Origin of the sequence: Dyadobacter sp. 32 (genome assembly GCF_902506755.1) — a bacterium.
In the GTDB taxonomy this organism is placed as follows: domain Bacteria; phylum Bacteroidota; class Bacteroidia; order Cytophagales; family Spirosomataceae; genus Dyadobacter.
Window position 1 is genome coordinate 6,367,996 of the sequence record NZ_LR735258.1, and the last position, 24,586, is coordinate 6,392,581.

The window sequence follows — 24,586 nt, forward strand, 5'->3', positions numbered from 1 at the left end:
ATGATCGGTAGTAAAAGCGCATTTTGTTAACAATCGTGCACTGAAATGTCCGTTTTCTCCGTCAGACGTCCGTTTCTGGACATTAATCCTGCTCGATATTTTATTAAGTCTTTGAATGCTAATTAATTAAAAAACAGGCATGTATTTTTTAATTAATCGGATACATGAGAAGGAAACGGTTCCATCTCGAAGCCATGAACTTTAAAATATATCATCAATTTGGGCTGTCGGCTGTTTGCTGACGGCCCTGTTATCTGTCAGCCATGTTAAAAAACTATCTCAAGATCGCCTTCCGCAACCTTTGGAAGCATAAGGTTTTTTCTTTTATTAATATCATGGGTCTGACTGTGGGGATGTCGGCTTGTTTCCTGATATTCCTCTATGTCAATTTTGAAATGACTTATGATGCTTTCAACACCAAAGCGGATCGGATATACAGGCTGGTAACCGATATCAAAACCCCTTCGGAGACGATCAACACAGGTGTTACTTCCTGGGCATTTGCACCGAGTATCAAGCGTGATTTCCCGGAGGTGGAGGCGTTTACGCGGGTAAGTGGGGGGAGTTTCCTGGTAAGAAAGGGAGATATTAAATTTCAGGAAGAGAAAACCATTTTTGCGGATTCATCTCTGTTTGAGGTTTTTGATTTGAAGCTCATCAAGGGAAACCCCAGGACGGCACTCAAGGATCAGTTTAGTCTGGTCTTTACCGAAAAAGCTGCCAAAAAGTATTTCGGTGACCGTGATCCGATCGGGCAGACGTTGCTTCTGTCTGGAGAAGGTTTCCCGGCAGTTGTCACCGGCGTGATGAAAGATATTCCTGAAAACTCCCAGATAAAGGGGGATATGTTTGTTTCCATGTCCACGCTTACCGAAAAATTCAATAAAGGACTGGACGAGCAATGGGGCAATTTTGGAGCTACTTCATACCTGCTCTTGACATCGGAGACTTCTGGAAAAGCACTGGAAAAAAAGCTTCCTGCATTTTTGAAAAACAGAGCAGGTAAGCTGATGACGGAAATGAATATGCATTACACGCTGTTCCTGGAACCGCTCAGAGACGTTCATTTGCTTTCAACGAGAGGGTCGGAGGACAGCGGTAGTATGAACAACGTATATGTATTCTCACTAGTGGCTATTTTTATCCTGCTCATTGCCTGCATCAATTTTGTAAACCTCACTACGGCCCGTTCTGTGGAAAGGGCCAAGGAAGTAGGTGTGCGCAAAGTTGTAGGGGCACCGAGATCATTGCTGGCAAGGCAGTTTATCAGCGAATCGATTTTGTTATGTCTGATAGCGTTTGTTTTTGCAGTGGCACTTTCTGCCGCACTGATTCCGTTATTCAATAATTTGTCTGGCAAAATCATCAGTACAGGGATTTTGAGTAATCTTCCCTTCGTAGGTGCTCTTTTTATTGCGGCCGTCGTTATTGGGATATTAGCCGGGTCATATCCTGCCATGGTTCTTTCGTCCTTTGAGCCGGTTGTGGTTTTGAAAGGACGTTTCACAACGAGTGTGAAAGGTATTTTGCTACGAAAAGGTTTGGTAACCATTCAGTTTGGTATTTCTATCGCGCTCATCATTGCCACGATGGTTGTCTTCAATCAAATGAATTTTATGCGTAACCGGGATCTTGGGTTTAGTAAAGATCAGATGATGATTGTCAACTCGGAGGGCGATCCTAAACGGGAGGCGTTCAAAGAGTCATTAAGAGGAATTTCCGGTATTAAGTCCACTGCCGCTTCGTCGAGCGTTCCGGGCGGCGGTAATCCCGGGGCATATTCTGAAATTGAAAACAAAAGTGGCGATTTGCAGATCGCTAACCTTGATCTGTACTTCGTGGACTTTGATTACATTCCACAATTCAATCTGGAAATGGCTGCCGGAAGGCCATTTTCGAGGGATTTTGGCACCGATACTACTCAGGCTATGGTCATCAATGAAGCGGCGTCAAAGCTTTTCGGTTACAACTCCCCGGAACAGGCCATTGGGCGAAGGTTCAAGCAATGGGGACGCGAAGGGAAAATTGTCGGGGTGATAAAAGACTTTCACTTCAGGTCTTTACAGGAGAAGATCAAACCTCTTACCATGCGTATAGAGCCGCGAAGTAGTGACCTTGTTTCCATTAAAATTGATGGCGGAAACATCAAAGCGACGATCGCCGCTGTCGAAAGCAAATGGAAAGCTACAATGCCGGATCGTCCGTTTAGTTATTACTTTATGGACGAGTTTTTTGACCGTCAGTACCGTAGTGAAGAACGATTTGAAAAGCTGTTTTTCAACTTTGCCATTCTAGCCATTTTCATTTCCTGTCTTGGTTTGCTCGGGCTTGCCTCTTACAGTACCATGCAGCGTACCAAAGAGATAGGGGTGCGGAAAGTAATGGGTGCGTCAGTTGGTAGCATCGTCGGGCTATTGTCGAAAGATTTCCTAAAACTGGTGCTATTGGCTTTTCTGATTGCTTCGCCCATAGCCTACTATGGCATGCATCAATGGCTTCAAAGCTTTGCTTACCGTACGGATATTCAGTGGTGGGTATTCCTGTCGGCAGCCGCATTGTCCACTACGATCGCATTCGCAACCGTAAGTTTTCAAAGTATCAAGGCAGCGCTGATGAATCCGGTGAAAAGCCTCAGATCTGAATAAGGTGGTACAACGGAGTACAATGGGAGGGAGGAAACGGCGATATGGTTCTTCCTCCCTTTTTGATTTCGGTATGCCGGCGCGTTAATCTTTATTGATTTTAGAAACTGTTTTGCCAAAATCTTTAGACGTGGGGCTCTTAATAACTAAAAAGTATTTTTCCTGGCGGCAGTGCGCAGAGCAGCGGGTTGTTCACTTTTGTTTCCTGAGTTAGTAACCTTCCTTTATCATCATAGGTTTTTTCAATCATGGCCAGCAGCTCTCTTGATCCAATCAAATATTCCCCAATCTGCCGGCTATTACCTGAAAACTTGTGCTCAAAAGTCCGGTTGGCCTTGTCACTCGCATCATACCAGGTTTCGAAGTTCAATACGCCGTTTTTGTATCCATACTCTACACGATAGCTGAGCTTACCCTGAGCATCGTAGTATCTTTGTCCACTCTTTTTTTCGGCAGCATATTCATGTACGATGGATCTGAGGAGTGTCTTTTGACCAGCGTATGTTTGATAATTGTACAGCTTTTCACTCTTGATCAGCCCCGCTTCATGGTCATACTCCGTGATGTTGAATACAATCCAGTTTTCCTGTTTTGAATCCTTGATGTATTCGGTCTTTGTTTTCAGCAAGCCGGAAGGATCATAGGCATATTCACTATACTGGTACACCGTCGTACCACCTGCTGGATTACGGCTGGCATTCTCTATGAGTGTGATGTTACCCTGCGCATTATAAGTGAACCTGTCTTCATTCATAATTTCTGTGCAATTGGCATCTGCGCAGTAGCTTTTTTTCAAAGCAGGTGCATCATCGTCATAGGAAACCAGGGCAGGTTCAATTCCAAACTCGGACGAGTCATTTGAGTTGCAAGCCAGCCACAATGGCGTGAGAAGTACTAACCGGAAGAATTTTTTCATGATTTCAGGAATAAGGTTCCATTTGATGACCACTTGTCCGACTAAATAGTTGGAAGTGATCTGGATAATACTTGTCTGAACGGCCTGGCTCAAAATTTTCGTACGAATAAATGAGGGGCTCAAAAATAGCAACGGCCGCCTTTTGATTTGAGGCGGCCGTTTTATGGCGGTATTTTACCTTCGCTGGAATTTCTGGCTTAAATTCAGTGAATATATGGGGGCAGATTCCTGGTATCAGCCATTTTGATCAAAGTAGCTTGAATGCCTGTCTTCCCAAAAGAATCCAGTTGCCTTTTACTTTTTGAAAAACCATCAAAACACCTAGCCTGACGCTAGCAGGATCTTTGCCTTTATTGTGGGTATCTCCGAACAAATTGTGGCGTACCAAAGCAACATCCCCCGAGAAGGTAATCGTCTGATCTTTTAGCTCAATTTTTGTAAATTTTGATTCCCCGCTGGTTAAGGCACGGATAAATTCCTTCTGATCTTCAATCAGGCCATTGGAGTGCCCGTAGGTAAGTGACGGGGAGGTTAGTTTTTTCAATTCTGTTTCATTCGCAGCTATAAGTGCCGTACGAAGCTTTTCCACAGTTGAGGCAACAGCTCTTTCCTCGGCTCCTTGGGCGAAAGAAAGCGACTGAAGCAAAAGCAGCATCATGGAAGCAAACAATGTTTTTTTCATTTTAATGGATCGAGATTTGAACTTAGTATATGTAAATTTTATTTTTTTCAACAGCTAACAGCCGGGGGCGCCCAGCCGATCTAAATTTTAACCTGCTCCATTTTTGGGGCGAATAAATGCATAACGCCCCAGGCCAGTAGATATGCGACTCCGCAAATAATAAAGATGATGTTGTATCCCGCACCAATATTACCGGCAGCCTTGTAATTGTCGAGAATGATACCCACCAAAAGCGGAAAGAGTATTCCTCCCACAGAGCCGGCCATGCCACCAATCCCGACTACAGAGCTGACCGCTTTTTTAGGGAACATATCGGACGCCGTCGTGAATATATTTGCACTCCAGGCCTGGTGTGCCGCGGCTGCCAAACTGATCAGGAACACAGCCTGCCAGATGTTGGTCGTGTATTGTGCCAGCATAATCGGCGTCACAAGAATGGCGAAAAGCAGCATTGACATTTTCCGTGCCCGGAAGATAGGCCAGCCTTTTTTGATCAGGAAACCGGATAAATAGCCGCCGCCGATACTGCCTATGGTGGTGGCGGTGTACACAATGACCAGCTCAATACTTGGCTTGGACAGGTTCAGTTTGAAAGCTTCTGCAAAGTAAGATGGGAGCCAATAGAGGAAAAACCACCAGATCGGGTCGGTAAGCATCTTTCCGAATACGAAAGCCCAGGTTTGTCTTACCTTAAAGAGATCAAGCCACCTTACCGGAGCTTCCTTACTGGTGTCGGGCTCGTTGTCGCTCAGGATATATTCAATCTCTGCAGCGTTTGCCTTAGGATGCCTGGTCGGTATTTCATAATATTTCCACCAGAAAAATAACCAAATAAAACCGACCGCGCCTGTTATTAAAAAAGCTTCCTGCCAACCATACATACCCAGTATCCAGGGTACCATAATCGGTGCAACTACCGCCCCGATATTGGCTCCGGAATTGAATATGCCGGTAGCGAGGGCGCGTTCCTTTTTTGGAAACCATTCGGCTGTTGCTTTGATGGCAACAGGAAAATTACCCGCTTCGCCCAGTCCAAGCAATGCGCGCATTAAACCAAAGCTGAAGGTACCGGTGGCCACTGCATGTAGGATAGCCGCAATACTCCATACTACCACGGAAATAATATAACCAAGTTTGGTTCCGATCCGGTCAATGATCGCTCCAAAGCCAATCAACGAAACCGCATAAGCGGCCTGAAATGCCATCACAATGTGGCTGAAATCGCTTTCCGTCCAGTTGAATTCGGCCTCAAGGGTAGGTTTTAGTAGTCCGAGAACCTGGCGGTCGAGGTAGTTAATTGTGGTTGCGGTGAATAGTAATGCCACAACTCGCCAGCGGTATTTCGTCATTTGATTTTCCATTCTTTTTATTTGGGACGGGGTTAATGGGAAGAAATAGAATTGGGTTTTCGGATATGTAATTAGTTAATTTTCAGGCATATTCAGCCTTGTTTAAAAATGCACTCAGGGAAGTAAGTGCACCTTTGTTTTTAATTGTTTCAAGGTAAAAGACGATATTATCCTCACTTACCCCAAATTTCGACAAATCTTTTCCCCAGATGAATGGATCCCTCAGGATGGCGTGAACCATTTGGCTGAGTGACCGCATCTGCCATTTTTGATGAAAATAAGCGGCTCTGGGATCCTGAATGAGGTAATAGCTACCATGGCAAAACCCGTAATAACGATCCTGGTCTTTTTTGGCAGGTTTCATAAAATGAATGTAAATCGCGAGGCCGTAGGACATATAGGGTGGTGCGGTTTCAAATATTTTGAAGTACTGTAAAAAAGCAGGGATTACACGTGATTGTAACTTTGCGGTATAATTTGGGGTGATGCTGAGCCATTTATGTTCGATGTAGGGATTGCGAAACCGGTCAAGCACAAGTCTGCTAAAATTCAGAGCCTCCTGCGGTGCCAAAGCATAAGGGATGGCTGGGGCAATTTCAGTCTCCATGAGTGCGGATAAAAACGCGTTGAAGGCCGGGTTCTCCATTGCTTGTATTACCGTGCCGAAGCCGCACAAGTGTGCCAGACCTGCACCCAGGGTGTGCGCGCCATTGAGTAGCCTCAATTTTAACTCCCGGTAGCGCTCAATATCGGGCTCGATCACCACCCCTGAATCGGCTTTGTAAAATGAAAGGATATTTTTGACCCGATCATCCCCTTCGATGGCCCAAAGGCGATAATATTCGGTGCTGATCATCAGGTCATCTTCGTAACCCAGTTCTTCTTCGATTTTTTTCTTTGACCGCTCGTCCGGGCGCCCAGGTACAATGCGGTCTACAAGGGAATTGCAGAAGGAATTACATTGTTCGATCCAGTCAATAAAATGGCTTTCCAGACCGTTCCGGTGTGCAAGTTCCAGAATGATCGATTCGAGTTTTTTACCATTGTCGGCAATGAGTTCTGTGGTCACAATGACCATCCCATGTTCTTCACTGCCGCCGAAGGCGACATACCGGGCGTACAGAAACGCAAGCAGCTTGCCGGGAAAGGATATCGGCGGCCATTGGTAGATATCGTCCTGAACCAGTTGAATGCCGAGCTCTGTGGTATTGGAAATGACGATGGTGATGGCCGGGTTTTTGGCCAGATCCAGTACAAGCGACCACTGCGTTTTGGCGGATAGTACCCTGCTTATCGCCGAAGAAATCACTGTTTCTTCAATAAGTTCACCCTCTACGATTCCCTTTGAAGAGATTGTATAAAGGTTGTCTTGTCTTTCAAATGCTTTCAGATCACCCTGATCCGTTGATTTCACCGCTACAATCCTGCCATTGAAGACGCCTTCTCTATTGGCTTTGTCAATAAAGTAATCGGGAAGGCCACGCAAAAAAGCACCCGTGCCAAACTGCAGTACTTTCTCCGGAAGTTGAAACACACTGTCGTCGGCTACTCCAACTGTTGATTCTTTTCGAACCGTGCGCAATGTTTCCTTAAACAGATGATTCATAGTTGATTTCCGGTAAAAGATTTCGTGCCTTTTGTCTATTGATTCTGAGAAAGCCAGATCGGAAAATCCCTGGAGATTAGCTTTTCCGGCCAAACGCCGTAATATGCGTATCCCACCCGCCGTTCGTTTTCGATTTCACTCAGTTTTGATTTTTTTATGCCATCCCTTCCACAGAAAAAGGGCTTTCCACTGTCCAGGTCATAGAAACGTGCCCACATTTTTCCATTCGGGTCTTCAATCACGACTACATCCTTGCCTTTGGGCTGTGAGGCGTCGATAATTCGCTCCGTTTTGTATCCCATAATCGCTGCTTTGCTGAGCCATTCAACGGAGCCGATAATGGCATTTTTTATATCCTTGGAGGGATTTTTGATTTCCATTAAAAAACGTGTAATGTCCACACTTTCTGCTCCACTGAAGGAGGGTAGCTCGTATGCGCGTGCCTGGGCGGGCAGGAAGGAAATAGGGTCGTGTTGTGCGCACCATACTGTCCGTTTTCCGTTAACCCGGATCTGGGTTTTCAGAATACAGTCAATGGCTTTTTCAACGGCCGCCGCAGAGCGTTTTTTTAAGTTTTCATCTACCGATTCAAAGCCTGGTCTGCCTTCGGCAACGTCTTTAAGTACACGTAGCGCGTTGAGCATGGCATTGTCGTTATAGGTAATGTGTTTACGATAGCCGCTTGTATCGGGATAGAACTGGGGGAAGCCGCCACTTGCATATTGCATTTTTAATAAATAGTCTATGCCGGATTCTGCGGCTGAAAGGTATTTTTTGTTTCCTGTTTGGTGATGGACTTTTAATAAAGCCCTGATTTCCCGTGTAGTAGCATGGTTGTCGATCGTCGCATCGGGGTGAGAAGTGCTGGCTTCAACGCGCTTTACGAAATCCTTGCTCCATACAGAATCGTAGTCAAATGCTTTATTGTCAATATGTTTTGGCCAGCCTCCTGACGTTCGCTGCGTCAGGATTATTTTATCAGCAGTGGAATCTGTCATCGCGTGAATGATCCCGCTGTGAGATGGCTTTTCAAGGGTTACCGTGTTGCCAGGCTGGTATCCTGAAACGATAAAAGCAAAAATGAATGAATGTAGGATTTGCATGATCTTTACTTTTTACGGGCTTGTTGCAGCAGCCATGTAGCGAGATCCTTACCCGCTTCAAAATTTTCGAAGCTTGAGTCTATTCTGCGACCGTCCAGGTATTCATTGTAAAGCCAGGGATCGCCCACGGCAAAGACTGTACCTTTTCCATAATGAGATACACCGAAGATTACATCACCGTCATCCGTGAATGCCGATTTGGCGGGAGCCACAAGCGCAAGAGGTGCCAATTCCTTGATGTAAATAGAAGTGGCGGTTTTGAAAATAGGTTTATTATCTGGCGGAATGTTGAGCCTGCCCTGTTCGAACTTTCGGCCCTGAACCATGTTCCGGTTTTTATTGGTGAATTGAATTCCAAATGTCTGCGCCAGCTTGTTGAAACGGGAGATTTCACAGTTTGCGGTATCATTGGCCATCAGCAGAAGTACTCCGCCGGCCTTTACCCATTTTTCCAGCTCGGCAATATCCTTTGCTTCGATAAAATTGGGCTTGGCTGTTTCTTTCTTTGTGTCCGGATCTACGATGATGAAGACATGCACGTTTTTCAGGTTAGCGGCCGACGGAGCTTCCGGAATCGTAATGGTTCGGGCCCCAAGTTCACGGTACATATTCCCCCACAGCCAGAAACCTGAATGCAGGCGATCTTCCCAGGTGTAATGGAAGGGCTCCTCTTTTCCGGAAGCCCCCTTCCGAAATTCGCGGTTGAAATAATTGTCGAGTCCAACCGTCAGTCCTTTGCCGATGGCATTTTCAGCGGCTATTTCCATTTCCACACTGGCAAAAATAAACGGTCCGATGCCTTTGAGGTCATTCTTACGGATGGGTTCGCTCAAATAATATTCGTAACTGCCATCGCGATAAGGTGTGCCACCCAGGCCACCCACGCTCACAGTTTTGTTCAAACTGATGGTACCGTTGGACTCCATTTCAATGAAGTTTTTTAGGATGCCGGCATAACCGCTTTGCGCATTCTTCGCATAGGATGCCGCAATGTATCCGAGTCGGGAGCCTTTGGCCAGTGCATACACAAACATACATGAAGCAGATGCCTCAAGGTAATTGCCTTTGCGGGTGCCCTGATCAACGATCTGATACCACAGCCCGGATTGTTTGTCCTGATATTGGGCCAGTACAGGCGCCAACCGCTTAAGGTAACGAATGAGTTCAGCTCGTTTAGGGTGATTTTCAGGGAAATAGTCCAGCACTTCTACCAGCGCAACAGCATACCAGCCAATGGCTCTTGCCCAGAAATGAGGTGAAACACCCGTTTTTTTATCAGCCCATGCCTGTTCTCTACTTTCATCGTAGCCATGATAGATAAGTCCTGTTTTTGGGTCCACTGCATGCTTCTCGATCAGTTCGAATTGTTTTGCAATGTCATCGAAATGTTCGGGGTGGTTGAACAATACACTGTATTCAGCCGAAAATGCTTCGGCCATATAAAGACCATCCAACCACATTTGATTGGGATAGCGCTTTTTATGCCAATAACCACCTTCTTTGGTACGGGGCTGTTCGGTGAGCTGTTTCCAAAGCAGATCCGCTGCCTTTTTATACTTTTCCTTGTCCGGCAATGTTTGCTGATAGGCATTGAGCAGGGCGCGCCCCGGTGGTATGTTGTCCAGGTTGAGATCGTCAAACTTGTAGGTTCGGATGCTTCCGTCTGCTCGTACATATTGGTCCAGATCTTTTCTGATGTAGTCAAAATACTTTCCTTCACCGGTCCGATACCACACCCTTTCCAGCGCTTTAAGCATGATTCCCTGTTCGTAATCCCAGCGCGCAAACGTGTTTTTTCCGACGAGTATTGAATCTTTGTGATTGGTCATAAATGAATCGGCCATCCGCACAGACCAGGGTTGCTCCTGTGCTGCAACGATGCCTGTGATCAGAGTGAAAAGCAAGAAAACTGACGCTGACTTACGGTTTAAGGTTTGTTTCATTGGGTGGGAAGTAATGGCACGCGGGAATCACTATTTAACAAAATCTTCCCGCATCGGTGTGAAAACATCTACAAGGATGCCGGGTTCAAGGCAAAGTGCGCCATGTACCACATCGGGCGGAATGTAGTAGGCGTCGCCTTGTATCAGGGTCTGTTTTTTATCCCCGATCGTAATCTCAAAAGCGCCACTTTCCACGTAGCTCATCTGCGTGTGAAAATGGCTGTGTAACGATCCTACGCCACCTTTTTCGAACGCCACTTTTACCATCATCATGTTGTTGTCGTAGGCCATTATTTTTCTCTTCAAGCCGCCTCCCAGATCTTCCCATGGAATGTCGGAGTCGGAGATAAACTGGTTTTCTTTGGGTTGATACATGTTATTATATTTTTTGAAAAACGAATGTGCGAATAAAATATACGGCGTGTATAAATGGCTTTCAGGCGTGAAATCTATTTTAAGAGTGATTTTGACGAAGCGTTGCCGCTGAACGAAATCGCTTTTAAGGCTTTCTTTTCATCTGTATGCAATAGTCTGATCCCTTTCGACCGTTCGCCGGTAATATCCAGCAAAAGATCGCGCCCCTCGGTATATTGAATGCCGTCCAGGGTAATATTACTGCTATTCTGTACCTGCATCACGGTTTTGCTTCGTGTTAAAAGAGTGACATTCTTTAGAAGGATGTTTTCTCCCTCAATGCACACAAAACCTTTGTTGCTCTGGATACTCGCATTTTCAATCCTGATGTTTTTGATGCTCATTTCCGGAAGGCCACGAACCAGGATACCCGTTTCGGCACCTTTACAAGTTACATTTTTAATGTAAAAGTTTTGGAACTGAGGGGTGCCTTTGTTGACGGCTTCAGGTTTCATAACCGGCAATACATTATTTTCACCAGGTTGTGGAACAGGGTCTTTGGCCATGTAATACATGTCGAACAGGATGGCCTCACCCGGTATGTTTGTCATATTGATATTCGATACAAAAATATTCTCAACCACACCGCCACGGCCCCGGGCTGTTTTGAACCTTAAACCGACATCAGTACCCAGGAAATTGCAATTGTTAATGAATAAGTTTTTGACACCCCCCGACATCTCGCTGCCAATGACAAAGCCACCATGACCATGAAAGACGGTGGAATTCTGCACAATAATATCTTCGGTAGGAACACTGCGCTTACGTCCTTCTTCATCACGCCCCGATTTGATGCAAATTCCGTCATCGCCGACATCGAATGTGCAATTGTCTATAAATCCGAGTTTGCAGGACTCAATATCTACCCCATCTCCGTTCTGTGCATACCAGGGATTACGAACGGTCAGGTTTCTCAGCGTTATATTTTCGCACAGCATTGGATGGATATTCCAGGCTGGTGAGTTCTGGAATGTGACTCCTTCGAGCAGGATCTTTTTGCAATTGGTGAGTCGAACCATATTGGGACGGAGGAAATCTTTGAAAGCGTCCACATTCTCGAGTGTGAAGCCCGCAGCTGTATTTCCGGCGCCCTTTGTATTACTGCCCAGTAGCGATTTCTCCGAAGGATACCAGGTTTTAAGATCCGGATTCAGTACACCGCCCGATGCCAGCAACGTCCTCCACTGCCCCTCGGTCAGTTTTTCTTTTTTCACCGCCCGCCATACCTGTCCGGCGCCGTCAACGATTCCCGAACCTGTAATGGCGATATTTTCGGCGTTTGCCGCACTTATCGGTGATTGGCAGCGGATGGCATCCAGCCCTTCCCAGCTGGTTTTTACCACTGGATAATCTTGGTACTGGTCACTGAACTGTAACAGAGCACCTTGGGAAATGTGCAGATTTACATTACTCTTCAAGGTCAAAGGGCCTGTGAGCCAGAATCCGGCAGGGATAAATACGGTGCCCCCACCCGCTGCTGCACAGGCGTCAATCGCCTTGCCGATCGCCTGGCTGTTGAGAAAAACGCCATCGGCTTTTGCGCCATATTTTACAATATTGAAGGTATCTTTCCTGAAAACAGGCTGCTGTACGAGTGGAAGTTCGAAAATGAATTTTTCCGTTGAGCCGAAATGTTTTAAGTGTTTCGCAAGATCAAGTTTAAGGTCAGGTAATGAGGCAGCCACTGTGCCTGCCATAACATTTGCGCCATACTTCGAGAAATGTGTGTTGTCGACAATTCCTTTGGGGAATTTGGGATAAAAGCCGCCTTCTAAATGCAGGAACAGCGCTTTTGAGCCTTCAATCCCAAGCCGTTCAATGATTATTTTACTTTTATTGTGGAGGTCTATAAAAGGAACCTGCATCTTTTGCGCTACCGATTTTACTGCAGCAGGATAGTCGCCATGGGTATCCTGAAACTGACCGTTATGGTCAAACTTTCTCCGCATCACCGGGCTGAGCAGGATGGGATGTGCCCCTTTTTTCCGGGTTTCAATTACAAAGCGGGTAAGGTTTTCCGGATAGTCTGTTTTTGCAGAAGCATATCGGCTCGTGTCCTGATCTTTGGAGTCATTGTGCCCGAATTGGATGAAAACATAATCACCCGCTCTGAGTGTTTTCAGGACGGTCGTCCACCGACCTTCGGATATAAAGCTTTTGGTGCTTCGCCCATTCACCGCGTGGTTATGAACTCGAACCTGATTCTCATCAAAATAATCTTCAAAAACCATTCCCCATCCGGTTTCTGGTGCGTCGGCAGGTTGCTTGTTAGCCATCGTCGAATCCCCGATCAGGTAGAGCCCGATTTTAGGGTCATCAGGTGTGAAGCCGGCAAAACAGAAAAAGGAAAACAAAAGCAGTTTTTTCATTCAATAGACTTTTAACAAGATGACTTTTTAAGGTTGCATAGCACCATTGTAAACGAGACTGACGAGTTTAGGGCTAATAATGATAATTATCAAATATAAAATTGTGTTTAATTATGCAATCGTTGTCGGGAACGTTGCCAGATAAGACCTATCGTAGAATGATTGCTTAAACAACCTGTACCCCCAGGCGATTGACATTCAGGCCAGGATAGGAGTCACGCAGAATCATTTTGATTTTTTTTGCATTTTTGCAAGATTGATAAAAATAAAAAGGCCTGCCGTCGACATGAGAAGGCAGGCCTTGTGAAGTGCTTTCACTTATTTAAGGTCATTGATCGAAATAAGCTCCATGTCCGTATAATCTTTGTTCTCGCCTGCCATTCCCCATATAAATGAATAGTTGGACGTACCGCAACCCGAATGAATAGACCACGGCGGTGAAATGACCGCCTGACGGTTGGCCACAACCAGATGCCGGGTTTCATCGGGTTCGCCCATCAGGTGAATTACTCTGTGGTTTTCTGGTACATCGAAATAGCAATATGCCTCCATGCGACGGTCATGGACGTGGGCCGGCATGGTGTTCCATACACTACCCGTTTGCAGCACAGTGAGGCCCATCACCAGCTGACAGCTCTGAATGCCCTCCATGTGAATATACTTGTAGATCGTACGATGGTTGGATGTTTCCATACTTCCTACCGTCACTGGCGTGGCGTTTTCCTTTGTAAAAAGTGTTGTGGGATGGGTATAATGCGCAGGACAGGAAAGTAGGTAAAAAGCAGCAGGCTTCGATGAATTCAGGCTTGAAAAACTAACCTCCTGCGTTCCTTTCCCAATATACAGGCATCCAAGTTTGCTGATCTCGTAGGTAACGCCATCCACAATTATTTTTCCATCGCCACCGATATTGATGACTCCGATTTCCCGGCGTTCCAGGAAATAATTCGCTTTCAGGGAGTCGAAATTCGGCAGGGGTAGTGGCGTAGTGGTTGGTACTGCGCCACCGATGATCACACGGTCGTAGTGAGAATATACGAAGCGTACTTTATTGGTCTCGAAAATATTTTCAACCAGAAAATTTTCGCGGAGCGTATCCGTGTTCATTTTAGATACTTCTCTTCTGCTGCTTTCAAATCTTATTTGCATGGTTTTGTAGCTATCGGCTGTCGGCGATCGGCTTTTAGCTTTTCGTTACAACATACCTTTTGGTTAAATATAGTGATGCATCGACTGGCGCTCCAGCTTTTGGCGATCATTTGTCTTGATAGTGGGCTTGGTTTAACTCTTCCTTTTACCGGCCCATCCATCCGCCATCTACCACCAGCGTGGTACCGCTGACGTAATCGGATGCTTTGGAGGCAAGGAACAAAACGGGCCCTTTGAAGTCTTCGGGCAAACCCCACCGCCCGGCTGGAATCCTATCCAGGATGGATTTGCTTCGAACCGGATCGTTGCGGAGCGCTTCTGTATTATCGGTATTGACATATCCTGGTGCTATCGCGTTGACCTGTATTCCTTTGCCGGCCCATTCATTCGCCAGGGCCTTTGCAAGGCCACCAATTGCACTTTTGGCGGCGGTGTAGCCAGGTACATTGATGCCCCCCTGAAAGGTAAGCAATGAGGCCGTAAAGATGATCTTGCCATTCCCACGTTTAATCATTTCTTTGCCTAGTTCCCGCGATAAGATAAATGGTGCATCCAGATTGACGTTCAGGACCTGATCCCAATAAGCATCCGAATGTTCGGCGGCTGGCTGCCGCAGAATAATGCCCGCGTTGTTTACCAAAATATCAATGACCGGATGATCCTCTTTCACCTTCGTGATGAAAAGATAGAGGCTGTCCCGGTTGCCGAGGTCGACCTGATAGGGGTAAAAATTCCTTCCATAATCAAGCACAGCCTTTTCAATTTCACTTTCTTTTTCAGGTATGGAGGAAGAAATTCCAATGATATCGGCTCCGGCTTCTGCAAGGGCTTCTGCCATCGCTTTGCCTATGCCTCTGTTACAACCGGTTACGAGTGCTGTTTTTCCAGAAAGATTAAATAGATCAAATATGCTCATTCCATATGATTTTTTTGAGAGGCTGCCGGGAAATCCATTCTTGATTTACTTCCGGAATGTTCATGACAGAACCAATTTTAGCGATGTTAGGGGTATTAATTAGAAATATCAAATAAAAAATTGTCTTTTTATTTGCACACGTTACCGGGAACGTTGCCAGATTTTGAAATGAGAGTATTTTGAAAAAAACGGAACGAATCGTGTCATTTCAAAGGTGCGGGTGTTTACGCTTGTAATTTATGGTTTAAAAGGATGTTACCGAACCAGGTGCCTATAAAATGGAGGTAAGGATCTTTCACCTGTCTTCTCGATTTGTGAAGCGGAGGCTACGAGGTTGGTTAGTATTACAAAAAAAATAAATCTAAATTTCTGGTAGGGGACTATATGGAAAAATCGCGTTTGGGTATTGGAGGCTTACAGTGTTTTCGGGATGTGTGGTTTTGTCAGACATCAGGGCTTTTGAGTGGCTTGTCTCCCATGCGATTGTAAAAATTAGTATATTCACTCAAAAGTAGTGGATGTGCATTTACACATTATTAAGTTAGATTAAAAAAAGTTACTCTTTGGAAACAATCACAATAAAAGATATCGCCAAGGCATTAAACTTATCAACTTCCACAGTTTCGCGTGCGTTGAGGAATAGTTATGAGATTAATTCTGAGACCAAAAAGCTTGTGATGGAATATGCTGAAAGGATGAATTATCGGCCAAATCCCATTGCTTTGAGTTTGCGCGATAGTAAAAGTAAAGCCATTGGTGTAATTATTCCGGAAATAGCGAATCACTTCTTTTCACAGCTGATTAATGGTATCGAATCGATTGCTTATAATCTGGGTTATCATGTCGTTATTTTTCAGAGCCACGAATCTTACGAGCGGGAAGTTGCTAACACCAACTACCTCGTTTCCCGAAAAGTAGATGGTCTGCTCGTTTCGCTATCGAGCCTTACAACTGATCTACGTCATTTTGAGGAACTTCAGGAAAAAGGTCTACAGATTGTTTTTTTCGATCGCGTCCCCAGCGCAATTGATACACATAAGATCGTTGCGGATAATTATCATGGCAGTTATCAGGCAACACAACACTTGCTGCAGGGTGGCAGGAGTCGCATTGCCCACGTGACGAGTCCTGCCTATTTGTCGATCACCAACGAAAGGCTGGAAGGTTATAAAAAAGCGCTGGAAGATTACTCCATCCCGTTTGATGAATCCTATGTCAAATACTGCCATCATGGAGGTAAGGTGGTCAGTGAAAATGAGGCGGCTGTGCAGGAATTGCTCGACATGTCGGAGCCACCCGATGCAATTTTTACGGCCAGCGACCGCATCACAACAGGTTGTATGGCGGTGTTGAGAAAAAATGGTATCCAAATTCCTGATGAAATTGCTTTGGTTGGATTTACCAACCTCAGTGTGGCAGAGCTTATGGATCCTCCCCTCACAGCCGTGGTTCAGCCGGCGCTCAAAATGGGTCAGCAGGCGACGGAGTTGTTGATTAAGCTGATCGAAAGTCCCCAAAAACCCACCGTTTACGAAATAAGATCGTTAAAGACTTCTTTGGTTGTTAGAAAATCTTCATTTGCGAAGAAGAACATCTCTCAGATATGACTGGCAATTGAAGGGGAAAATCCAGGACGAGCCAAATACTGCCATGCAGTCCGGGTTCGGGACATGGAGGATTAGAGCTAAAAGGGAAAAGAACAATCGCTTCACCTGATGCGTATTGGATCAGGAACAAAATGGGGAAAGTAAATCAGTGTCTCACTAACTTAGGAAAGCTATCAAAATGATATTTTGATTTGTGAGATAACAAATTGATACACTTTTTGAGCCGTTTTGGGTAGTTAGATCGCTGCCCGCGCTGGTTTCAGGAAACGGAGGTTTTGAGAAATTTATGAACGCTTTGAATTGGTAGTTTTTACAACACCGTTTCAATTAGCGAAAGCTTTTCAATAAAACAGTAAACAGCTTCTCTAGAGAAGCCGTTTACAAAGGTGCGGGAATGATTTGTCTGAATTACTATTTCTCTTTCAGCTTCTCATGGTAACGCTTCTCAAGCCAGGCCATCAGATCGTCATATCCTTTTCGGTCGGCGAAAGCATCCGGATTGTATCTGTCACCTTCCTTCCGCTTTTTCTCCAGGCCAAACTGCCCGGCATGCGATGCCACCCAGAGGTCAAAATCTAGCTTTTTCATGGCGTCGATCGTGTAGCCGTAATCTTTCGCTACATCTGGATATCCCGGCATACCGGATAATTTCGTTTCGTCCAGAATCCCCGGAAAATTGGCAATCAGGATCTTATAGGACCGTTTGTCATCCTTTACAGTCAATAAAAAACTATTAGCACCAGGTGTATGGCCGGGATGGTGAAGGACCGTCAACGCGGTATCTTCCAAACCAACAACCTCCTGATCCTTTAATATACGATCTGCCTTCACAGGCTCGAACGTGGCACCATATTCGCCCAGCACATAATCTGAAGCTCCACCATCGGCAAGCGCTTTCGCATCCCGGGCATGTATCATCATTTTAGCACCCGTCTCCTTTTTTATGGCCGCCATCCCCGCGACGTGGTCATAATGGGCATGTGTAGCCAATAGTATTTTGATGTCAGAAAACTTAAAACCCAGACTAGTGATATGCTTTTTTATCAAAGGAACGGATTCTTCCAAACCCGTATTGATCAGGATATGGCCTTTAGGAGTTGTAACTAAGTAACAGGCTAGGTCGGCTGTACCGACATAATACAGATTACCGGCAATACGAAACGGTTGGTAATTGCGGCTCCAGACTTCCTGATTAAAGGGCAGTTTGTACTTTTGAGCATGTGTAAAAGCAGGGGAAAATAACAACATCGCCAGGACGATGTTTTTGGTCAGTTTGGATTTAAAAAACATAATAATGGGAAAGTATACCCAAAATTAAGTAACCGTTTTCTGCAAAGCAACACGAATTTGACCGGTGAGTCCCGTTCTCCTTGTACTATCTTAAGAATTTGTCCAAAACACAAATCAGGCTCTTGTTCTGTTCTTTGTTGTTTAACATAAAATTGGTTATCACAACAACCTGACCGATTTCTTGCTTTTGTCAAATTGGGGAAAACCTGTCAATGTATTAAAACATATAAATCATACAAATTAAGGATTTCTGATCTTTATGGAAGTATATCCTGATTACGTGGAATATACATTGTCAGGATTTTAATTAAATTAGTATTTATCGTCCTAAACTGTGTAAGTATATTAGGAATAGAAGTCTTTTTATGATCAATCAAAATGCCATAAGCCTGCCGGCCGGCGACTCACTGTTCAATTTTCGGGTAGCAGGAATTGCCGTTCTGAATGGGAAACTACTTTTGCATAAAACGGCCGAAGATCATTTTTGGAGCTTACCGGGTGGGCGTTGTGATATGTTTGAGTTTTCAAAAGAAACCTTACAACGGGAGATGGTGGAGGAAACCGGGCAGGAAGTGGAGGTGCAAAAGATGGCCTGGATTGTCGAGAATTTTTTTGAGTACCGGGGCATTCGGCATCATGAAATTGGGTTTTACTATCGAATGCGGTTTACTGGTTTGACTCATCAGGACGATTTTGTATTCCAGGATGGAGACAACACGCTTCTTTACCGCTGGATCCCGGTGAGTGAGGTGGACTATGTCCCGGTCTATCCGGAGATTATCAAATCTGTTCATATTCTCAATGAACTGGATTTTAAACATTTTACAATCGGTTTGCAGAACCTTGGTGATCCTCATTTCGGATAGCCAATTGTATGCGATATCAGGCTTGTCAACTTGGTGGATGCGGAAGTATCAGGAACTTTGTTTTCAGTCGAATCCGGTTAAATTTGCTGTTATTTCCTTGATATATGCACCGTAGTTCCTTTCCAGCAAGTTCAAAACTGCCCGATGTAGGCACCACCATTTTTACCAGAATGTCTTTGCTTGCCGAGCAGCACCAGGCCATTAATCTTGCGCAGGGGTTTCCTGAATTCGACTGTTCACCTGAGCTCCAGCAGCTGGTTGAAAAGTACCTGAGGCAGGGGAAGAATCAGTATGCACCGATGGCGGGTGTAATGGCTTTACGGGAAGCCATTGCCCAAAAGGTATTCGAGGGATGTGGAACGGAATATCATCCAGAGTCTGAGATTACAATCACCAGTGGCGCTACCGAGGCACTTTATGTTGCCATTACCACGGTGGTTCATCCCGGCGATGAAGTGATTGTTTTTGAGCCTGCCTATGATAGTTATGTTCCGGCTATTGAGTTGTGTGGGGGAAAGCCAGTATACATCCGGTTGGATCCTCAGTACAAGTCGATTGACTGGTCATTTGTAAGGTCGAAAATTTCCGGCAAAACCCGCGCCATGATCGTCAATACGCCGCACAATCCCACAGGAAATGTATGGACTGTGGATGATTTGAATGAGCTGGCTAAAATTGCGGAGATGCATGATCTGCTGGTTATCAGTGATGAGGTTTACGAACACATTATTTTTGATAACAGAAAGCATGTTTCCGCTTCTTCAGTAGCCGCTTTGGTGGAGCGAACCTTTGTGTGCGGGTCTTTTGGTAAAACATTTCACATTACGGGATGGAAGGTGGGCTATTGCCTCGCTCCAAAGCATATGACTACGGAGTTCAGGAAAATTCATCAGTATCTGGTCTTCAGTGTAGTCACGCCATTTCAATATGCCATTGCAGAATATTTAAGCGATCCTGACCATTATTTGTCCCTTGGCGCTTTTTATCAGCGCAAGAGAAATCTGTTCAATGAGGCGATCATGGGTATAGGTTTCAACTTTGAACCTTCAGCAGGGAGCTTTTTTCAGAACGTTTCTTATGGATCGTTGTCAGATGAAAATGATCTTATCCTGGCAGAAAGGCTCACTTCGGAGGCTGGCGTTGCCTCCATCCCTATGTCGCCTTTTTACAATGGATATTCCGATTTCAGAGTCCTTCGTTTCTGTTTTGCGAAGCATGATGATACTTTACTGAGGGGTGCAGAGCGTTTGCACAAAGTGGTTTGGTGAAAATTGGGTGGATTTTTTTTAAATATCTCAAAAATGGCGTATACTTGTATGACAAATGGCCGGTTTTATGAAAACTATAAATTATAAAATGCCAGGTGACAGTAGTCCGCTTCTGATTGCCAATGAGCCCGAAGTGCTGTATCTGCGAAATACAAAGCCAGATTTATTTTCAATTACCGATTTTCTTAGTTTATCGGAGAAGCTTCTTTTGACACAAGCCGAATGGGCCAATGTGTTGCATATCAGTGATCGTACGCTGCAACGCTATCTGAAAGATAACAAGCCTTTCGAAGGACTTTTTGCGGAGCACCTATATCAGCTCGTTCAAATGGCCGATCTCGGTCTGGCCATTTTTTCAAATGCCAAAAGTCTGGATGTATGGCTTCGTGAACCCAAGCAGGTATTGAACAAAACACTGGACTTTTCCGCATTGAGTTCCTTTTGGGGTGTCAAGCTTTTGTGTAATGAGCTTGGCCGGATTGAGCATGGTGTTTACATATGATCCTTTATCGCCTTGCCGCGAGGAAGTATATTCATGATGTTTCCGGAACGGGCGCAAGGCTCTATGGAGGACGCTGGAATCCGGTGGGTTCAGCGGGAATTTATACCAGTGAGCACATTTCTCTGGCCTTCCTGGAGAAATATGTGCATGCCAGCGCAAAGGAGAATATGCAACGCATTGCTTTACTGACAATTGAGCTGGACGAAGGTGCGGTTACTATATTCAACACGGACGATAAGCTGTTGAAAAAATCATGGGCCGACGATATTTCGTATTCGCAGTGGCTCGGAGCACAAATACTGGCTGACCCAGCCATTGTCGCTTTTTCAGTACCTTCTGCCATTATACCCGGTGAGCGGAATTTTATACTTAATCCTGCTGCCGACCATTTTCATCTGGTCAAATTTGCCAAGGTGGTCGATTTTACCACCGATTTCAGATTGTTGAACAAACTTCTGGATTAAGCGCTATCTATTTTTTAAATAGCAGTGCTTTGATAGGCTGGATCCGGGTAATAATCAGGGTAGGAACGAGAAGGATCAGGGCCGATATTATAATGGTTATCACATTGATGAGCGCAAAGGTGCCCCACTCAAATACGATCGGGACGGTATCCATATAGTAATTTTCAGGATCCAGTGGAATCAGTTTGAACTGATACTGAAGCCAGCAAAGTGCCAATGCCGCAACATTTCCTATCAGCAGCCCTTTGCGTACCATATAAATGCCTACCCTGAAGAAGACCATTCTGATCTGTTTATTAGGACTGCCCAATGTTTTCAGTAATCCAATCAAGGGCGTTCGCTCCATGATCATCACCAAAAGAATTGAGATCATATTAAAACACGCAACGAAAAGGATCAGCGTTAAAAATACGGCGGTGTTGCGATCCAGAAGCTGTAGCCAGTCAAATATCTGAGGAAACAGGCTCGTTACCTTTTGCATGTACACGCCCACTGGTAAGATTGGCTTTAATGCGGCGGCTACTTCCGGTAGTTTCCTGAAGTCTTTAAGGTAAATTTCGTAGGTTCCGATGGAGTCAGGTCCCCAGCCATTGAGGCGTTGGACGAGTGCAAGATCTCCCACAATAAGGGTATTGTCGAATTCCTCCATCTGGGTTTCGTAAATCCCCACAATGGTCAGCTTACGTGGCCGTGGCGGATTTTGTAACGAATACATAATTACCTCGTCGCCCGGCTTTAGAATGAGCTGGGAGGCAATTTTACGGCTTATGACGATTTCCGAAGAGTAACCGTATTTGATCGAGGAAGAATCTTTGTTGCCAATCAGGCGTCCGTCCACAAGGCTTTGCTTGAAAACATTCCAATCATAATCCTTTCCTACACCCTTTAGAACGACCCCTTTTATTTCATTCTCTGTTTTTAGTATCCCTGATTTGTGCGCAACGGCCTGCCAGTGGCTTATTTCGGGAATGGTGGGGAGCGCATCCACCACGGGATTTTTTACTGGAAAAGGACCTTCTTCATAGGTATTGCCCTGTGCAAAAGCACTCACGCTGATGTTGGCTCCGAATAGGAATACTTTTTTCTCAATGGTGCGTTTAAAACCCAAAAGCACCGCAAAGGCGATGATTCCAACACCCACGCCAATGGCAATACTAGCTACGCCAATTCGGGAAACGGTGGCAGAAAATGAGCCTGCATCGTTGTGTCTGATTCGTCTGGCAATGAATGAGGGAAACTGCAATGAATTGGGATCTTTATTTTAGACTAAGTAACAAAAATAGGGAAAATCTTTGCCTTGTCGATATAACAACCAATTTGTCGGCCATAGTAATTACTTATCTGAGCCAATATTTGACCGGAATTCATTCTTGTTCTCAATTTTTCGTTAAGTTGCCAAAGCGTTTTGTTATCCGCAAATACCATATTAGAACTGATTTCCCATTTGCTATGCCACTAATTAAAGCAGCCTCCGGAGTAGTTAATCAAACGCCAATGGCGTGGAAAAACAATCGGGAGAACATACTCGGGGCAATTGAGAGCGCCCGAAAACAACACGTGAGCTTATTATGTCTGCCCGAGCTTTGTATTACCGGATACGGTTGCGAAGACTATTTCTTTGCACAAGACCTGACAGACCAGGCTCAGGAAATGTTACTGGATATCGTTTCATATACTTCCGGCATGATCGTGTCGGTGGGGCTTCCCGTCAGAATGAACAACAGGCTGTATAATGCGGCCTGTCTGATTGTCAACAAACAAATTGCGGGTTTTTATTGCAAGCAAAATCTGGCCAACAATGGTGTTCATTACGAGACCCGCTGGTTTCATGCCTGGCCGGTAGGAGTGGTGGACACCATTGAAATAAATGAACTTTCGTATCCGATCGGAGATGTCATTTTTGAATTGTCCCATGGGGTATTACAGGGGATTCGTTTGGGTTTTGAGATTTGTGAAGACGCCTGGGTGGCCAATCGTCCTGGGCGGAGGCACTACGACCGTGGCGTTGATGTGATATTGAACCCCAGCGCAAGTCATTTCGCGTTCAACAAATTCATGACCCGTGAGCGCCTTGTACTCGACGCCTCCCGCACATTCGGGTGCAGCTATATTTATACGAACCTGCTGGGGAATGAGTCAGGGCGAATTCTCTTTGACGGAGATGCCATGATTGCTTCCAATGGCGAAATGCTTGTGTCCAGTCCAAGGTTCAGCTATGAAGATATCATAGTTTCGGCTGCGGTTATTGACACGGATGTTACGCGCCTGGGGCAGATTCAAAACAGGGCACAACTGATCAAGGATAAAACCGCGGTTGTGAAAGTTAGATTTGATTTTCCAGAAGTTGCCCCAATACCACATCAAAAGGCAGAGCTGGAAGCCTTTGAAAAGGGTGGGGCGTTGAAGGAAGAAGAGTTTGCAAGGGCCGTCTGTCTTGCTTTGTTTGATTATTTACGAAAAAGCCGTTCCAACGGATTTACGATTTCACTTTCCGGTGGGGCCGATTCGTGTGCCTGCACGGCCCTTTGCGGACTGATGATCCGCCTCGCTGATGAGAGCATTGGCATGGATCGGTTTAAGAAAAAGCTTTCCTATATCCAAGGCATACAGCAAGCGCAAACGGAAGAAGATCTGGCCCGGGAATTGATTCATAACATTTATCAAGGCACAGAGAATAGTTCCGAAGACACACTGGACTCCGCGCGTTCACTGGCAGAATCCATTGGATCTACCTTTTACAATATCAATATCAATGGCTTGGTGGAGACCTACAAAGGCCTAATTGAGCAGCAGATAGGCAGGGGGTTGACTTGGGAAAAAGACGATATTGCACTTCAGAATATTCAGGCGAGGGTGCGCGCCCCGGGTGTATGGCTACTTACCAATTTATCCAATCACTTACTATTGGCAACCTCCAATCGCTCGGAAGCCGCAGTGGGCTACGCTACGATGGATGGTGATACCGCCGGAAGCATCAGTCCATTGGCCGGGATTGATAAGCATTATTTAAGGCAATGGCTCAAATGGCTTGAAGTGGCCGGATGTGAGGTAAAAGGGCATCACATCAAAATAAAGGGTCTTAAAAAAGTAAATAGCTTGCAGCCCACAGCAGAGTTACGCCCGCAAGACCGTAACCAGACCGATGAAGCAGATCTGATGCCTTATGATTTTCTGAATACGCTGGAAAGATTAGCAATCCGTGACAAAAAATCTCCGGTCGAATCATATAAAAATATGCAGGTGACGTTTAAGGGTTTGTACTCCGATGAGCAGATCTTGGGATGGACTGAACGTTTCTTTAAACTTTGGAGTCGAAATCAGTGGAAAAGAGAGCGTTATGCACCATCGTTTCACCTGGATGACCTGAACCTGGATCCTCGTTCCTGGTGTCGGTTCCCTATTTTGTCGGGAGGATTTGAAAAGGAACTTGAAGAGTTGAGGGATTATGTGAAAGGTACACTGATGCAGGCCGGGCGGAAACGGATTGGTTTTTGAGAAAT

General features: G+C 45.3%; 19 protein-coding genes. 7 read left to right on the forward strand and 12 right to left on the reverse strand.

All coding sequences use genetic code 11. The features are described 5' to 3' along the window. The first annotated feature begins 263 nt into the window (after window positions 1-263). Window positions 264-2,645 carry an ABC transporter permease gene (locus tag DYADSP32_RS26060; RefSeq protein ID WP_149240017.1) on the forward strand — a complete coding sequence of 794 codons (2,382 nt, stop codon included), beginning with the start codon at window positions 264-266 and terminating at the stop codon, window positions 2,643-2,645. A 136-nt stretch (window positions 2,646-2,781) separates the two neighbouring features. On the opposite strand, the gene DYADSP32_RS26065 is transcribed toward DYADSP32_RS26060, so the two are convergent. The 10 genes from DYADSP32_RS26065 to DYADSP32_RS26110 all read right to left on the reverse strand — a co-directional run bounded on the left by DYADSP32_RS26065 (window position 2,782) and on the right by DYADSP32_RS26110 (window position 15,089). Next, a complete protein-coding gene (locus DYADSP32_RS26065) occupies window positions 2,782-3,558 on the reverse strand; it encodes a hypothetical protein (protein ID WP_149240016.1) in 777 nt (258 codons plus the stop codon). Window positions 3,559-3,805: 247 nt separating this feature from the next. Continuing rightward, window positions 3,806-4,240, reverse strand: a complete 435-nt coding sequence (locus DYADSP32_RS26070) for a nuclear transport factor 2 family protein (protein WP_149240015.1) — start codon at window positions 4,238-4,240, stop codon at window positions 3,806-3,808. Window positions 4,241-4,320: 80 nt separating this feature from the next. After that, complete coding sequence (locus tag DYADSP32_RS26075; protein WP_149240014.1) at window positions 4,321-5,601, reverse strand: MFS transporter; 1,281 nt, start codon at window positions 5,599-5,601, stop codon at window positions 4,321-4,323. A 70-nt stretch (window positions 5,602-5,671) separates the two neighbouring features. Further along, window positions 5,672-7,195 (reverse strand): tagaturonate reductase, encoded by a 1,524-nt coding sequence (locus DYADSP32_RS26080; RefSeq protein ID WP_149240013.1) that lies wholly within the window; start codon window positions 7,193-7,195, stop codon window positions 5,672-5,674. A 35-nt stretch (window positions 7,196-7,230) separates the two neighbouring features. Beyond that, window positions 7,231-8,298, reverse strand: coding sequence for a pectate lyase (gene pelA / locus DYADSP32_RS26085; RefSeq protein ID WP_149240012.1), 1,068 nt, complete (start codon window positions 8,296-8,298; stop codon window positions 7,231-7,233). Between the two features lie 5 nt (window positions 8,299-8,303). Further along, complete coding sequence (locus DYADSP32_RS26090; RefSeq protein ID WP_414618069.1) at window positions 8,304-10,241, reverse strand: glycoside hydrolase family 88 protein; 1,938 nt, start codon at window positions 10,239-10,241, stop codon at window positions 8,304-8,306. Window positions 10,242-10,271: 30 nt separating this feature from the next. Continuing rightward, window positions 10,272-10,616: a cupin domain-containing protein gene (locus DYADSP32_RS26095; RefSeq protein WP_149240011.1), complete on the reverse strand. Its 345-nt coding sequence runs from the start codon at window positions 10,614-10,616 to the stop codon at window positions 10,272-10,274. A 74-nt stretch (window positions 10,617-10,690) separates the two neighbouring features. Continuing rightward, window positions 10,691-13,024 carry a glycosyl hydrolase family 28 protein gene (locus DYADSP32_RS26100; protein WP_149240010.1) on the reverse strand — a complete coding sequence of 778 codons (2,334 nt, stop codon included), beginning with the start codon at window positions 13,022-13,024 and terminating at the stop codon, window positions 10,691-10,693. A gap of 318 nt (window positions 13,025-13,342) precedes the next feature. After that, on the reverse strand, window positions 13,343-14,173 hold the full coding sequence (gene kduI, locus DYADSP32_RS26105) for a 5-dehydro-4-deoxy-D-glucuronate isomerase (RefSeq protein ID WP_149240009.1): 831 nt from the start codon (window positions 14,171-14,173) through the stop codon (window positions 13,343-13,345). A gap of 145 nt (window positions 14,174-14,318) precedes the next feature. Next, window positions 14,319-15,089 (reverse strand): SDR family oxidoreductase, encoded by a 771-nt coding sequence (locus DYADSP32_RS26110; protein ID WP_149240008.1) that lies wholly within the window; start codon window positions 15,087-15,089, stop codon window positions 14,319-14,321. A 563-nt stretch (window positions 15,090-15,652) separates the two neighbouring features. Between DYADSP32_RS26110 and DYADSP32_RS26115 the strand changes: the two genes are divergently transcribed. Then, window positions 15,653-16,696, forward strand: coding sequence for a LacI family DNA-binding transcriptional regulator (locus tag DYADSP32_RS26115; RefSeq protein WP_149240007.1), 1,044 nt, complete (start codon window positions 15,653-15,655; stop codon window positions 16,694-16,696). A 411-nt stretch (window positions 16,697-17,107) separates the two neighbouring features. On the opposite strand, the gene bla is transcribed toward DYADSP32_RS26115, so the two are convergent. Then, window positions 17,108-17,944, reverse strand: a complete 837-nt coding sequence (bla, locus tag DYADSP32_RS26120) for a subclass B3 metallo-beta-lactamase (RefSeq protein WP_149244660.1) — start codon at window positions 17,942-17,944, stop codon at window positions 17,108-17,110. Window positions 17,945-18,351: 407 nt separating this feature from the next. Here bla and DYADSP32_RS26125 point away from each other — a divergent pair, with 407 nt between their 5' ends. From DYADSP32_RS26125 to DYADSP32_RS26140, 4 genes are all read left to right on the forward strand, one after another. Beyond that, on the forward strand, window positions 18,352-18,852 hold the full coding sequence (locus DYADSP32_RS26125) for an NUDIX hydrolase (RefSeq protein WP_149240006.1): 501 nt from the start codon (window positions 18,352-18,354) through the stop codon (window positions 18,850-18,852). Window positions 18,853-18,956: 104 nt separating this feature from the next. After that, window positions 18,957-20,120: a methionine aminotransferase gene (locus DYADSP32_RS26130; RefSeq protein WP_149240005.1), complete on the forward strand. Its 1,164-nt coding sequence runs from the start codon at window positions 18,957-18,959 to the stop codon at window positions 20,118-20,120. 67 nt (window positions 20,121-20,187) lie between these two features. Further along, window positions 20,188-20,622 (forward strand): antitoxin Xre-like helix-turn-helix domain-containing protein, encoded by a 435-nt coding sequence (locus tag DYADSP32_RS26135; RefSeq protein ID WP_149240004.1) that lies wholly within the window; start codon window positions 20,188-20,190, stop codon window positions 20,620-20,622. Further along, window positions 20,619-21,086, forward strand: a complete 468-nt coding sequence (locus DYADSP32_RS26140) for an RES family NAD+ phosphorylase (protein ID WP_149240003.1) — start codon at window positions 20,619-20,621, stop codon at window positions 21,084-21,086. Before DYADSP32_RS26135 ends, DYADSP32_RS26140 begins: the two co-directional genes overlap by 4 nt. A 7-nt stretch (window positions 21,087-21,093) precedes the next feature. Here DYADSP32_RS26140 and DYADSP32_RS26145 read toward each other — a convergent pair whose 3' ends face one another. Beyond that, window positions 21,094-22,329: an ABC transporter permease gene (locus tag DYADSP32_RS26145; protein ID WP_149240002.1), complete on the reverse strand. Its 1,236-nt coding sequence runs from the start codon at window positions 22,327-22,329 to the stop codon at window positions 21,094-21,096. A 206-nt stretch (window positions 22,330-22,535) separates the two neighbouring features. Here DYADSP32_RS26145 and nadE point away from each other — a divergent pair, with 206 nt between their 5' ends. Beyond that, window positions 22,536-24,581: an NAD(+) synthase gene (nadE, locus tag DYADSP32_RS26150; RefSeq protein WP_149240001.1), complete on the forward strand. Its 2,046-nt coding sequence runs from the start codon at window positions 22,536-22,538 to the stop codon at window positions 24,579-24,581. Window positions 24,582-24,586: the final 5 nt, after the last annotated feature.